Consider the following 12,939-nt stretch of genomic DNA (forward strand, 5'->3'; position numbering starts at 1 on the left):
CATGGAGGACATAATGAAAAGATTTAAAAAAATCTTGGTAGCTGTAGTGGCACTTTTTGTTGCAGTAGTTGCAACAGCGTGTTCAAGCAAGGACAGTAGTTCATCAAAGGAAAACTACACTCCAAAGTCATTAACTATTCAATTTGTGCCAAGTCAGGCTGCAACTAAACTGCAAGCTCGTGCTAAGCCGCTTGAAAAGATGCTTTCCAAGAGATTGGGCATCCCTGTTCATGTTTCTATGTCAACTGACTACAACACCGTTGTAGAAGCTATGAAGTCAAAGAAGGTTGATGTAGGTTTCCTTCCACCAGATGGATATGTTTTAGCTCACAAGCAAGGCGCTGCAGATCTTCTTTTGCAAGCTGAACGTTACGGCGTTAAGCAACCAGGTGGTAAAGCAACTAAGAACTTAGTCAAGAATTACCGTGCCGAAATTTTGGTTAAGAAGGGTTCAAAGATTAAGTCCTGGAAAGACCTTAAGGGTAAGTCAATTTCAGTTCAAAACCCAACTTCATCAGCTGGTTACGTATTCCCAGTTGCTGAACTTAAGGAAAAGGGTTTGGATGTAACCAAGGATTCTAAGTTGGTTACTGTAACTGGTCACGACCAAGCTGTTTTGAACGTATTAAACGGCGATACTGATGCTGCCTTTGTCTTTGAAGATGCACGTAACACTGTTTTAAAGGATAATCCTAAGATTATGAAGCAAGTTGTTCCAATTTACTTCACTAAGCCAATTCCAAACGACACCATCTCAGTAATTCCAAGCATGTCTAAGTCATTCCGCAAGAAGCTGGCTAAGGCATTTATCGCTGTAGGTAAGTCAAAGGAAGGTCAAAAGGTTATTGAAAGCGTATATAGTCACGAAGGCTACGATTACGCTAAGGATAGCGACTTCAACATCGTTCGTAAGTACGACAAGATGGTTGAATCAACTAAGAAATAATAATTCAAATTAAGGGAGTTAAGTTTAATGGCAGATAAGCCAATGATCCAATTAAAGGATGTTTCTAAGGTCTATGACAATGGTACTGTCGGTCTGAAGGATATCAATTTAACAATTAATAAAGGCGAATTCGTAGTAGTTGTTGGTCTTTCTGGTGCAGGTAAGTCAACCTTGCTGCGTTCAATCAACCGTCTGCACAATACAACTTCAGGCGATATTTTGATCGATGGTCAATCGATTATTAAGGCCAAGGGTAAGCAGCTGCGTGAATTGCGTCGCGATATTGGGATGATTTTCCAGAACTTTAACTTAGTTAAGCGTTCTAGCGTTTTGCGCAACGTCTTAGTTGGTCGAGTAGCATATTATCCAACTTGGAAGACAACGTTTAACTTGTTTTCTAAGGAAGATAAGCAAAGGGCCTATGAAGCTTTGCAAAAAGTGGACTTGACTGACAAGGTTTATACGCGAGCAGATGAATTATCCGGTGGTCAGCAGCAACGTGTTGCTATTGCACGTGTATTAATGCAGAACCCGAAGATCATCTTAGCCGATGAACCAACTGCCTCACTTGACCCGCAAACTTCAGTCAGAGTCATGAATGACCTGAAGATGCTTAATGAAAAATATGGCATGACAGTTCTGGCTAACTTGCACAGCATTGAACTAGCTCAGCAATTCGGCGAACGCGTAATTGGGATTCGCGCTGGTCAAGTAGTTTACGACGGCAAGATGAAGGATACTCCTAAGTCAGTCTTCACCGATATTTATAATGGTGGCGACGGCAGCGAGGAGGCAGAATAATGCCTGATAAAGCTTTACCTAAGCGTAAGTTCAAGATCATGAACTTGGTCTGGACAATTATCATGATTGCAGGACTCTTCATTTCAATCAATGTTACTAACACTCATATCAGTGCATTGTTTGAAAACTGGAGTCAATTCGCTGATATTTTTGTTCAAATGTGTCATCCGGACTGGAGCTATCTGAATGTTGTCTGGCCGAAACTAATTGAAACTATTAAAATGGCCGTATTGGGGACCGTAATCGGCTCAGTGGTCGCATTTATTTATTCACTATTAATTGCGCGTAATATTATTAAAAATAAGGCGGTAACTGGCGTACTTCGTTTTATTATGAACATCGTCAGAACTATTCCTGACTTGTTGCTCGGTGCAATCTTTGTAGCGATCGTGGGTATTGGTCCAGTTGCTGGTATTATGGCTTTGGCAGTCTTCACCTTCGGTGTGGTGGTTAAGCTGTTTTACGAAGCAATTGAAACGATTGATCCTGGTCCAATTGAGGCTTTAACTGCCGTTGGTGCTAACAAGTTCCAAATTATTCGAACCGCGGTTTTGCCTCAGATTATCACCTACTTTATTTCTTATGTTTTATATGCAGTTGAAATCAACGTCAGAGCTTCAACCGTCCTTGGTTATATCGGTGCCGGTGGTATTGGTTTGAACTTGCAGCAGACTTTGCAGGTCTTCAACTATGCCCAAACTGGGACGATCATCATTGTCATTATCATCGTCGTAGTCTTGATTGACTATGTTTCATCTAAGTCACGGGAGGCGTTAATGAAATAATGGATAATACTATGAAGCAATTACCTGCTAAACCCGTTGACCGTAAGAAACAAACCATTCATTGGCTGATCGCTATTTTTACGATTATCTTGATTGTTTGGTCATGTACCGGCATTAACTTTGGTGGGATTAAGGCAACCGCTGGTCAAATCGCGGGTGCGATCTTTGCCGGTATTTTCCATCCTGATTGGAAATATGTTTATAACGGTTCCGGTGAAGACTTGATCTCACAATTGTGGCAGACCATTTGTATCGCCTTTTTAGGTACTTTTATTTCTGCCATTATCTCATTGCCATTTGCCTTCTGGGCAGCACATACCAAGCACAAGCATTGGTATACTTCTAGAATTGGTAAGATTGTTTTGGCAATCATTAGATCATTCCCTGAGATTGTTTTAGCCTTGATGTTTATTAAGGCTGTGGGACCTGGCTCAGCTGCCGGTGTTTTGGCATTAGGCTTTCACTCAGTGGGGATGCTGGCAAAATTGTTCTCAGAAGCAATTGAAAACTTGGAAGATGGGCCTAATGAAGCAGTCATTGCTGCCGGTGGTTCCAAGTTCCACGTCATTATGTTTTCAACGATGCCGAACTTGATGCCAGCTCTAATCTCCAATACTTTATACCGTTTCGATGTTTCCATTCGTTCCGCATCTATCCTTGGTTTAGTAGGTGCCGGTGGTATCGGTTATCCATTGATCATTGCTTTGCAATATCGTCAGTGGGACCGCGTAGGCATTATCTTGCTCGGAATCATCATCATGGTTGTGATTATTGACTGGATCTCAGGTTGGATTCGGAAGAAGTTAGTTTAATTTTGTAAAAAAATAAAGCGAGAGCAGCTGCCCTCGCTTTTTCTTAACCATTATATTTGAATGCGCAGCTTTCTAAGTGATCATTGATCAAGCCGATTCCTTGCAAATAAGAATAAATAATTACTGGTCCAACAAAGAAAAAGCCATCTTTTTTCATCTGTTTTGTCATTTCTTGAGCGATTTCGTTTGAAGCAGGTACCTCGTCGACTGTTTCTGGATGATGCACGATCTGGGTTGGCACAAAGCTTTGCAAATATTTAGCCAAGCTGCCGTATTTCTCCTTTACTTTGCTAATTGCTCGGGCATTCTTAATCGCTGCCCTAATCTTAATCTGATTGCGAATAATGCTTTTATCCTGTAGCAATAGGCTGACATCGTCATCTGTCATCAATGCCACTTGCTTAATGTCAAAGTTCTTGAACGCCTTTCTAAAGTTTTCCCGTTTATGCAAAATTGTGCTCCAGCTTAAGCCTGATTGGAACAGTTCCAGTACCAGCATCTCATAGAGATACTGATCGTCTAAATTCAGTTTGCCCCATTCGTGATCGTGGTAGTCCTGCACAATTTTGTCTTTAGTGTCGCCCCAAGGACAACGAGAGATGGTTGGTTTAGTCATGAAAATTCTCCTTTAAATTATATTTTTAACCTTCTATTATTTATTACGCAAAAAAATGCGCTTTTTTCCTAAGAAATTTTATTTTCATGCGTTAAAGTAAGGCGTAATAGGCTTTTTTTGTTATAATTAAGGTTGAATTTTGAGGAGGACCATATGGGAAAGTTAGATACCATGATGTTGGCTGATGATTTAGCCTTATCACAAGACAAAATTTTAAATGGTGAGCAAGACTTTGACGCTGAAGCTGTTTACAAGGTAATTGATAATTTAGGCGTTTTGAATAATCCAATCAAGGATTACTTTGATATGACCGAAGAACAATACTATGAAGCAGAAAGCGACCATAAGTTGACTTTGATCAAGCTAGCAAGCAAGTTGTCTGATTTGCATGACCGTATTTTAACTAATCACGTTGACGGTTATGTTGACAAGGATGAGATTAACTTAACTTATAACCACGAGAATCCGTATGAAGACGATCTATATAACCCAACTATTGATTATCGGGTTATTGTTTACAGCTTGAAAGTTATTGGTGCAGTTCAATCAATTGCTGCTAAGGATTTAGAAGAAGTATTGTCTAAGGATGCTTTATTATCAGTTGGACTTGCTGCTCACGCTTTAGCACATAACGCATAAATTATTTGAGTCGGACCATGAGAGCCGGCTTTTTTTGTCTTTGAGGCGAAAATATGAACTTGTTTAAACAGACAAAGGGATTAGTTGATAGGCTTGTTGGAGCACGGAAACGCTCTGTAATAAACAAAAGCAGGGATCTGCTTGATCTAATGCAAAAGTATACTACGATTGGCGAATATCATGTAGGTGCAGAAGATGGAACGCCTAACGGCAAGAAGTTCGTTTTGACAGTCTACCAGGGTGATGATGGCGTCTTGCATCAAGCTCTCAGTTCTGAGGCAACTGCAAATCTAGCACCAGAATATGTGCGCAAGTATAGTGAAGAATTGGGTCGCTTTCGTGATTTTCATAGTAAGAAGACCGGGCGTCGCTATTTAGTGGAAGAATTTCTAGACACTTTCACCGCTGAAGTAAAAAAGCACATCCGTGAAGGCTATAATTCAGTTAATCTCAGTGTCATTACTGACACGCATTTTAAGGATAAGGATAGCATTGATTTTTATGGCTGGAATGGTTTGCAGCATGTGCAAGAATTCTCTTACCTAGATCAATCTGGCTTAATTGATCTCAAGGCGCATTTAGGTGATTGGATTGATGGTTCGGACGCCGGCTTATTAGGCGAAAGCGAATTAATCAAATTAGAGAAATCCTTTAAGTCAGATACTGTGCCGTATTTAGCTATTAAGGGCAATCATGATGAAAATGACAAATTTGATGAACATCATGATTTAAAGGCTTCTTTCCCTGATCATGAATTTGAAAATATTATGTGGCCAGAGATGTATCGTCAAAAGGACATTCATTATATTTCTCGTCAGCATGGAGTTGCTTATTTTGACATCGATGATGTTCGGATAATTTCTGTTAATACGTCAGACTTGCCTTATGAGTTAAACAATAAGGGACAAAAGAAATACGATACTAAAATTACGCTTGCCGTGCGTGAAGATCAGATTGAAGAGATCATTGAGATTTTAACCAGATCCTCTAATAAACGCATTATCTTCATGAGTCATGCCAATCCAATTAACCGCAAAGGTTCAAATGCATTGAAATATAATGGTAGATCTTTACATGAATTGCTGGTCGCCTTTAATCAACGTGAAAAAGGCCGAATGCATGCGAGTGCTGGACAGCCTGCGGAATTTCGTTTATCTAATGATTTTGACTTTACTAATGTTAAAAATGCTCGTATTGTGGCTTACCTGTGTGGTCATCGTCATCGCGAAGACCAATATCACATTAACGGCATTCAATATATTTTATTTAATTGCTCTGCATTAATGGGTCCTAACCATTCTTTGACGACCAAATATAATAAAAATCTAAAGCGCAAAATTGATCAGGCTAATGAAGCAGCTGGCTATATTGTGAATGTGGATTTGAAGCGACACCGTATTCAAGTCTTTGGTTATGGTGCGGCTTCAAGAAGACGGCTTTACTTTATTTGATTAAGGAAAGGTAAAGCTATTTGGCTATTACAAGTCTTTAGCTTATAATAAAAAAGTTAACGTAAAAACAAGTATACAAACAATATTCAGAATTAGAGAGATTAACTTAGGGGAAGAATAATTATGTGCGGAATTGTCGCATTTTATGATCCAAAGATAAATGAAAAACAAGCCGTAATCGGTAAGATGATGGCTACGATCAAGCACCGTGGACCTGGCTCCGACGGTTACTACACTAATGATGAGGTTGCACTAGGCTTTAGAAGATTATCGATTATCGACCTTCAAGGCGGCAGTCAGCCTATTTATAATGAAGATAAAACAAGAGCAATTATTTTTAATGGTGAAATCTATAACTTCAAGCCATTAAGAGAAGAATTAATTAAAGCAGGGCATGTATTTACCACGCAAGCTGATACTGAAGTATTGCTTCACGGCTATGAAGAATGGGGAATGGATGGCCTGCTTAAGCGCGTTCGCGGGATGTTTGCTTTCCTGATCTGGGATGACAACAATAAGACCCTTTATGGTGCGCGCGACTTCTTTGGCATTAAGCCAATGTACTACAGCAATCAAGATGGACACTTATTAGTTGGCTCAGAATTAAAGAGCTTCTTAGAATTTCCGAAGTTTAAGCGTGAATTGAATGTAGAAGCAGTTAAGCCATATTTGATGAACCAATATAACGACTTGGAAGAGACCTTCTTCAAGGGTGTTTATCGTTTCCCTGCAGGACACTGGTTCGAATATAAGAATGGCGAGATGAAGACGCACCAATACTGGGACGCTGAATATAAAGAGAACAGCTTGAGCTTTGAAGAAACGTTGAAGCGGATCAACGATGACTTGAAGGAAACCGTTGATTTGTATAGAAACGCCGATGTTAAGGTTGGGGCTTTCTTATCAGAAGGGATTGACTCATCATACTTGACGAGTTTGTTAAACCCGGATGATGTTTTTTCTGTCAGCTTCGATGACTCAACTTATGATGAGGCTTCCAAGGCTAAGGCTTTGGCTGATATCAACCATTGGAAGTTCTTTAGCGATAAGGTTGATGCTGATGAAGCCATGCGTGACTTCCCAGAGATGCAATATCACATGGATGAACCGGATGCCAATCCATCAATTATTCCTTTATGGTACCTGTGTAAGTTGGCTCGTAAGCATGTTACTGTGGCCCTATCTGGTGAAGGGGCCGATGAATTGTTTGCAGGCTATGTCAACTACGGGATGCACACGCACAATAATGTCATCAAGATCTTTACTAGTGAACTCAAGAAGCTGCCTAAGAAGAAGCAAGTGAAATTGGCACACAAGATTAAAAAGATGCCGAACTTCCCAGGTAAGGTGCATCTGTATACCAATTTGGCTGAACCAAGCGAATTTTACGTTGGTCAATCAGTGATCTATGACATGGATTATCCGACGATCTTCACTTCTAAAGATGCTAACAGCATCTTGCAGCCAACTTACCGCAATAAGTTAACGGTTAACGGTATTTACCAAAAGGACTTCAAGAAGGTTAAGGGCATCGATAACGTTAAGCAAATGCAATATATCGACTTGCATCATTTCATGATTAACGATATCGAACAAAAAGCTGACAAGATTTCTATGGCGCACTCATTAGAAGTTCGTGTACCATATCTTGATAAGAAGATCGCGGAATTGGCTAACTCAATTCCAACTAAATATTTGGTTAACCGCCATGACACTAAGTATGCTTTGCGTAAGGCCTCAGAGAAGGTTTTACCAGATGAATGGGCTAGGCGACCAAAGCTTGGCTTCCCAACACCAATCAAGCAATGGCTAAAGGAACCACGTTTTTACAAGCAAGTCCGCAGCTTATTTGAAGAAGAATTCGTCAATGATATTTTTGATCAAAAGAAGATCATTAAATTGCTTGACGATAACTATGAAGGCGATGGCTCACATAGAAGACAAATCTGGGCTATCTATACCTTCCTAGTTTGGTACAAGTTGTTCTTCGTTGATTATGAAAACACGGTTAAGAAGTACCAGCACGTTCAACCTGAAGTTGCTAGTTTAATTAAACAAGGCAAGTTGCTTTAATTTAGGGGAATATTGAGAATAATGACTAAAAAATTTACGCCAATTTTACTTGGCAGTGATATTAATGTTTATGGTATGGCTCGTTCGTTTAATGAAGCTTACGGGATCAAGGTAAAGGCACTAGCTGACGTCCAATTGGCCGCTACGCGTTATTCGAGCATTGTTGATGTAGAATTGCATCACGGCTTTAGTGCAGATCCAGTTTTCATGGATGTAATGCACAAGAAGATGGAGATTTATAAGGATCACAAAGAACCAGTAATCTTGATCGCCTGTGGTGACGGTTACGCTGAACTTTTGGCTAAGCACAAGGAAGAATTGAGCAAGGTCTTCATCGTACCTTATATTGATTATGATTTATTAGAGGTTCTGATCTCTAAGGAAGGTTTCTATAAGACTGCAGAAGAATATGGTTTGCCATATCCTAAGACCAAGATTATTACGATGGCTGATTACAAGTCTGAAAAGTATTTGGATGTGCCATTTGACTTTCCAGTTGAACTTAAGCCAGAAGATCCTGTTTCTTGGTTAAACTGCCAATTTGAAGGTCGAAAGAAGACTTTCGCCATTCAAGATAAGGCTGAATTTAAGGATATCGTAACTAAGATCTATACTCACGGCTACAAGGCTGACTTGATCTTACAGGACTTTATCCCAGGCGATGACTCTAATATGCGGACTTTGAATGCTTATGTTGATCAGAATCATCAAGTTAAGATGATGTGCTTGGGTCACCCATTGCTTGAAGACCCAACGCCACAATCAATTGGTAACTATATGGCAATCTTGCCAGAATACAACGAAAAGCTGTATGAACAAGTCCAACAATTCCTTGAAAAGTTGAACTACACTGGAATGGCCAACTTCGATATTAAGTACGACCCAAGAGACAAGGAATTCAAGTTCTTTGAAATCAACTTGCGTCAAGGTCGTTCTAGCTTCTATGTAACTTTGAATGGTTGCAACTTGGCTAAGTGGTACATTGATGATTATGTAGAAGATGCCTTGAAGGACAAGAAGACTGTTTATGGCAACAAGCTTGAGTCTAAGTATAAATTGTGGCTTGGCGTGCCAAAGAAGATCTTTAACGAATATGCTTTTGAAAATGAGGCTAAGGACAAGGCAGACGAATTGATTCGTGAAGGTCGTTACGGTACGACTGTCTTCTACGATAACGACAAGAATTTTAAGCGCTGGCTCTTGATGAAGTACATGTTCCATAACTACTACAAGCGCTACAAGACATACTATGAAGTTAACAAGGGCAAGATCTTCAAAGAAGAAAATGCTAAATTAGATAAATAATTATAATTTAAGCTACTGATCAATATCAGTAGCTTTTTGTATGGTCTAGTTCCACAATGGGCATGAACAGAGTATTTTTGAGGAAAGAGGTATTATCGATGGATGATCACAAGACAAAAAAGTCGGGAGATAAGCCTGATTTAGCAAAAGAAGATTTGCAGCAGGCACTCACGCAACTAAATGTTGATCCGAAAAAAGGATTATCTGATCAAGAAGCTAATAAACGGTTAGCTCAATATGGACCGAATGCAATTACGGCCAAAAGTGAACCGTTATGGCTTAAGTTCTTGAAGGACTTTACTGGTCCAATTGCATATATGATTGAAGCAGCAGCGATTGTTTCCGCAATTATCAATCACTGGGATGACTTTGTTATCATTTGAAAAGGGAAATAAAGCTAATCGAGCAATCGGTCTAGGAGCAATGAATTTACATGGCTTTTTAGCAACTAATCATATTTATTATGATTCACCAGAAGCAGTTGAATTTACAGGGATTTTCTTTTATACAATTGCATACCATGCATTTAAAGAATCAAATAAATTAGCTGAAAAGTATGGTGCTTTTAAAGGATTCAAAGATTCATCATATGCTAGTGGTGATTATTTCAAAAAATTTATTGATGAGGAAGTCTCACCGAAAACAGACAAGATTAAAGAAATTGTAGCTAAATATAAATTAGTTATTCCAACTAAAGAAGATTGGGAAGAATTGATTACTAAAATTAAAAAGACAGGTATAGCTAATGCTAACTTATTAGCAGTTGCACCTACTGGATCAATTAGTTATTTATCTTCATGTACACCAAGTTTGCAGCCAGTAGTAGCTCCTGTTGAAACACGCAAAGAGGCTGATTTGGGTCGAATTTATGTACCAGCTTATAAGATTAATAAAGACAATTATGAGTATTACGAAAAGGGTGCATATGAAGTAGGACCTAATGCTATTATTGATATTACAGCTGCTGCACAAAAGTATGTTGATCAATCAATTTCGTTAACTTTATTTGTTGAAGATAATGCAACAACAAGAGATTTAAATAAGGCTTATATTTATGCCTTTAAAAAGCGATGCAACTCAATTTATTATGTTAGAATAAGAGAAAAAGTTTTAGCTGGTAGTGAGAACTTGACTGCAGACGAATGTTTAATTCAAAATGGTGCAGAATGCCAGAAATGTATGATTTAGTTTAATAATAGAAAAGCAGCTAAAGTGTGATATGAACCCCAAATTTGGGACATATTATTGAACTGCTTTATTTAAAACCATATTTCGATATTCTATCGGAGTATGGTTTTTTAGTACTGTTTTAATTCTATCATGGTTGTAGTAATGAATGTATTCCTTGATTGCTTGTTCTAATTCATCCATGGTTTTGAATGTCTTTTCAAAGCCATAGAACATTTCTCGTTTAAGAATGCCAAAGAAGCCCTCCATTAAGCCATCATCCAATGAATTGCCCTTGCGTGACATAGACTGGGAAACACCATGATGTTCAAGCCATGCCTGAAAAGCTGCGTGCTGATATTGCCAGCCCTGATCAGTATGAAAAATTAAGCCATTAAGAGCTGGATGCTTTTGATAAGCTTGATCCAGCATGTCCATTACTTGTTTCAATACTGGATGACGGCTTAATGTATAAGCAACAATCTCTTGACTGCAGCCATCCATCACAGGTGATAGATAAAGCTTTTCTCCATTAAGGTGAAATTCAGTAATATCTGAGTACCAATGCCTATCTGGGATAATCGCCGCAAAATGACGTTTAATTAAATTGGGCTTGATTTTTCCAATAGTTCCTTTATAGCTTGAATATTTAAATCTGCGTCTAATCGAAATGGCATATAAATGCATTTTGACCATTAAGCGCTTAACACGCTTATGATTGACTATAATGCCTTCACGACGCAATTGAGCAGTAATTCTGCGATAACCATATCGAGGCTTGTGCTCTTCGAATATTTTCTTAATCCGCTTCATGATTTTTTCGTTCTTTAAATCTTTGTCATCCTTGCCTAGTGTGTAGTAATAATTACTGCGTGATAAATGCGGCAGATCAGGATTGGAATTAATTGTATCAAGCACAAAACTAACGGTTACGTATAATTCTTGCCTTAGCTGTGTAACCACAGAAACTATTTCTTGTGCTGTTGGTCTCTGGTTCTTTGTGAGACTAAGGCGTTCAATTTTTTTACAAATTCGTTCTCGACAGTAAGTCTTAAGTTCTTCCGTTTGAGGTCCTTTATTTGCTTTTGAAGCTCTTGAATCTGTTTGTCTTTGTCCTTCATGGGTAGGTCTGCCTTTCTTATGATTAATGACATTATACCCATCTTCTTTATATTTGCGAATCCAATTATAAATCATGCCCCGACTAGACAATCCTAATTCTAAAGATACTTGATCGGCTACTTCGTGATTAAAAAGAACTCTTCTGATAGCTTTCTCCTTAAATTCAACTGAGTAGTTTGTATAACCAGTATCAAGAATCTCTATCCCATGGCGTTCTACTAACGTAATTAGATAAAACAAGTTTGCCCGATTTACTCCATATTCCTTAGCTGCCTGGTTAGCTGATATATTATAATTTTTCCAATTATTGTAAATATCAATTTTATCTTGTTTGGATAATTTAGACATAAATAAAAACCTCGAAATTCTTGTCCGAATTTCGGGGTTCATATCAGTGTTTACTTTAGCTGCTTTTTTTATATGAGTAGGAAAAATTATTCTTGTTTAAATTGCTTAATATCATTAAGCGGGCTGGTATAAACATAATTTAAGTTAACATATTGTGACCTTTTTTGAAGTTCTTTTAATATTTTTTGTTGCTGATTAGTTAAAGATAAATGTTTGAATGCAATTTGCGATTGAATATACATGACTAGTTTGCTCGTATAAGCCAAAGGATGATCACCTTTTTCAGACTTTCGCATAACTAAGCCTGCGGCATCTCTAATTGTCTTATATTTGTTTATATTTAATTCATTATACATATCATCGAAAAAAGCTGCGATAAAATTGTCCTAGAAAAACATGAAACTGTCAAATCTTTTGTGTAAATAGATCTTTCTCATAGATTGATTTTTTATTCTTTATTTAATCAAAGTAAGATTCTAAGGTGTCCTGAACCTGACCAAAGCCTTTGTGAATTCGGTTGAAGTAGCGGTCATTGTAGTTCATTGCTTGGATGCCAATGAAAGTATCAAGCGACTGTTCATTTGGAAACTCTGCTTTAGGCTTAGCCTTGCGCTTAATGACGTTGTTAAAAGATTCAATCATGTTGGTAGAGTAAATTGAAGCTCTGATCTGCTTAGGATAATTATAGAAGACCAGCAGGTCTGGGCTCTATTTGTTGGCAGCTAAGCACCATATTCGCGCCCTCACGATCCTGACGGTTAGTGATCATTTACTCACTGGCGAGGCATTGTCGGCCAAAGAACGGGAAACGTCATTTGATGAGATGGCCAGATTATCATTGGAAACCGCTATTAAGAACATGAACAATTAAACA

General features: G+C 38.4%; 12 protein-coding genes and 2 pseudogenes. 10 read left to right on the top strand and 4 right to left on the bottom strand.

Annotation, left to right across the window (positions count from 1 at the left end):
• Positions 1–13 precede the first annotated feature (13 nt).
• Genes ICI50_RS00795 through phnE (ICI50_RS00810) form a run of 4 tightly spaced genes read left to right on the top strand, consistent with a single transcriptional unit; the run spans position 14 to position 3,344 of the window.
• A complete protein-coding gene (locus ICI50_RS00795; protein ID WP_013855154.1) occupies positions 14–946 on the top strand; it encodes a phosphate/phosphite/phosphonate ABC transporter substrate-binding protein in 933 nt (310 codons plus the stop codon).
• 27 nt (positions 947–973) lie between these two features.
• Entirely contained in the window at positions 974–1,747 is a 774-nt protein-coding gene (gene phnC / locus ICI50_RS00800) for a phosphonate ABC transporter ATP-binding protein (protein ID WP_013855155.1), read from the top strand.
• Positions 1,747–2,532, top strand: coding sequence for a phosphonate ABC transporter, permease protein PhnE (phnE, locus tag ICI50_RS00805; protein WP_013855156.1), 786 nt, complete (start codon positions 1,747–1,749; stop codon positions 2,530–2,532). The genes phnC and phnE (ICI50_RS00805) overlap by 1 nt, the downstream gene beginning before the upstream one ends.
• Positions 2,532–3,344, top strand: a complete 813-nt coding sequence (gene phnE, locus ICI50_RS00810) for a phosphonate ABC transporter, permease protein PhnE (RefSeq protein WP_013855157.1) — start codon at positions 2,532–2,534, stop codon at positions 3,342–3,344. The genes phnE (ICI50_RS00805) and phnE (ICI50_RS00810) overlap by 1 nt, the downstream gene beginning before the upstream one ends.
• Before the next feature lie 43 nt (positions 3,345–3,387).
• On the opposite strand, the gene ICI50_RS00815 is transcribed toward phnE (ICI50_RS00810), so the two are convergent.
• Positions 3,388–3,960 carry a DNA-3-methyladenine glycosylase I gene (locus tag ICI50_RS00815; protein ID WP_056940802.1) on the bottom strand — a complete coding sequence of 191 codons (573 nt, stop codon included), beginning with the start codon at positions 3,958–3,960 and terminating at the stop codon, positions 3,388–3,390.
• Positions 3,961–4,113: 153 nt separating this feature from the next.
• Here ICI50_RS00815 and ICI50_RS00820 point away from each other — a divergent pair, with 153 nt between their 5' ends.
• From ICI50_RS00820 to ICI50_RS00845, 6 genes and pseudogenes are all read left to right on the top strand, one after another.
• Positions 4,114–4,599 carry a hypothetical protein gene (locus tag ICI50_RS00820; protein WP_013855159.1) on the top strand — a complete coding sequence of 162 codons (486 nt, stop codon included), beginning with the start codon at positions 4,114–4,116 and terminating at the stop codon, positions 4,597–4,599.
• Positions 4,600–4,652: 53 nt separating this feature from the next.
• Positions 4,653–6,050 carry a metallophosphoesterase family protein gene (locus ICI50_RS00825; RefSeq protein ID WP_025084220.1) on the top strand — a complete coding sequence of 466 codons (1,398 nt, stop codon included), beginning with the start codon at positions 4,653–4,655 and terminating at the stop codon, positions 6,048–6,050.
• Between the two features lie 123 nt (positions 6,051–6,173).
• A complete protein-coding gene (gene asnB / locus ICI50_RS00830) occupies positions 6,174–8,123 on the top strand; it encodes an asparagine synthase (glutamine-hydrolyzing) (protein WP_013855161.1) in 1,950 nt (649 codons plus the stop codon).
• Between the two features lie 21 nt (positions 8,124–8,144).
• Positions 8,145–9,428, top strand: coding sequence for a carboxylate--amine ligase (locus ICI50_RS00835; protein ID WP_013855162.1), 1,284 nt, complete (start codon positions 8,145–8,147; stop codon positions 9,426–9,428).
• A gap of 98 nt (positions 9,429–9,526) precedes the next feature.
• Entirely contained in the window at positions 9,527–9,811 is a 285-nt protein-coding gene (locus ICI50_RS00840) for a cation-transporting P-type ATPase (RefSeq protein ID WP_188891769.1), read from the top strand.
• Positions 9,804–10,616 (top strand): annotated as a pseudogene (locus ICI50_RS00845) (ribonucleotide reductase large subunit); the annotation flags it as partial. The gene ICI50_RS00840 and the pseudogene ICI50_RS00845, both read left to right, overlap by 8 nt.
• A gap of 54 nt (positions 10,617–10,670) precedes the next feature.
• On the opposite strand, the gene ICI50_RS00850 reads toward ICI50_RS00845, so the two are convergent.
• The 3 genes and pseudogenes from ICI50_RS00850 to ICI50_RS00860 all read right to left on the bottom strand — a co-directional run.
• Positions 10,671–12,065 carry an IS3 family transposase gene (locus ICI50_RS00850; protein ID WP_244964964.1) on the bottom strand — a complete coding sequence of 465 codons (1,395 nt, stop codon included), beginning with the start codon at positions 12,063–12,065 and terminating at the stop codon, positions 10,671–10,673.
• A gap of 86 nt (positions 12,066–12,151) precedes the next feature.
• Complete coding sequence (locus ICI50_RS00855; protein ID WP_477218255.1) at positions 12,152–12,361, bottom strand: bacteriocin immunity protein; 210 nt, start codon at positions 12,359–12,361, stop codon at positions 12,152–12,154.
• 163 nt (positions 12,362–12,524) lie between these two features.
• A pseudogene (locus ICI50_RS00860) lies at positions 12,525–12,783 on the bottom strand (transposase); the annotation flags it as partial.
• Positions 12,784–12,939: the final 156 nt, after the last annotated feature.

Origin of the sequence: Lactobacillus kefiranofaciens, from assembly GCF_014656585.1 — a bacterium.
GTDB classification, from domain to species: domain Bacteria; phylum Bacillota; class Bacilli; order Lactobacillales; family Lactobacillaceae; genus Lactobacillus; species Lactobacillus kefiranofaciens.

Excerpts from the sequence above, each read along its gene's own strand:
- asnB (WP_013855161.1), top strand. The coding sequence starts at position 6,174 with ATGTGCGGAATTGTCGCATTTTATGATCCAAAGATAAATGAAAAACAA.
- ICI50_RS00815 (WP_056940802.1), bottom strand. The coding sequence starts at position 3,960 with ATGACTAAACCAACCATCTCTCGTTGTCCTTGGGGCGACACTAAAGAC.
- ICI50_RS00820 (WP_013855159.1), top strand. The coding sequence starts at position 4,114 with ATGGGAAAGTTAGATACCATGATGTTGGCTGATGATTTAGCCTTATCA.
- ICI50_RS00835 (WP_013855162.1), top strand. The coding sequence starts at position 8,145 with ATGACTAAAAAATTTACGCCAATTTTACTTGGCAGTGATATTAATGTT.
- phnC (WP_013855155.1), top strand. The coding sequence starts at position 974 with ATGGCAGATAAGCCAATGATCCAATTAAAGGATGTTTCTAAGGTCTAT.
- phnE (WP_013855157.1), top strand. The coding sequence starts at position 2,532 with ATGGATAATACTATGAAGCAATTACCTGCTAAACCCGTTGACCGTAAG.
- ICI50_RS00825 (WP_025084220.1), top strand. The coding sequence starts at position 4,653 with ATGAACTTGTTTAAACAGACAAAGGGATTAGTTGATAGGCTTGTTGGA.
- phnE (WP_013855156.1), top strand. The coding sequence starts at position 1,747 with ATGCCTGATAAAGCTTTACCTAAGCGTAAGTTCAAGATCATGAACTTG.
- ICI50_RS00850 (WP_244964964.1), bottom strand. The coding sequence starts at position 12,065 with ATGTCTAAATTATCCAAACAAGATAAAATTGATATTTACAATAATTGG.
- ICI50_RS00855 (WP_477218255.1), bottom strand. The coding sequence starts at position 12,361 with ATGCGAAAGTCTGAAAAAGGTGATCATCCTTTGGCTTATACGAGCAAA.
- ICI50_RS00840 (WP_188891769.1), top strand. The coding sequence starts at position 9,527 with ATGGATGATCACAAGACAAAAAAGTCGGGAGATAAGCCTGATTTAGCA.
- ICI50_RS00795 (WP_013855154.1), top strand. The coding sequence starts at position 14 with ATGAAAAGATTTAAAAAAATCTTGGTAGCTGTAGTGGCACTTTTTGTT.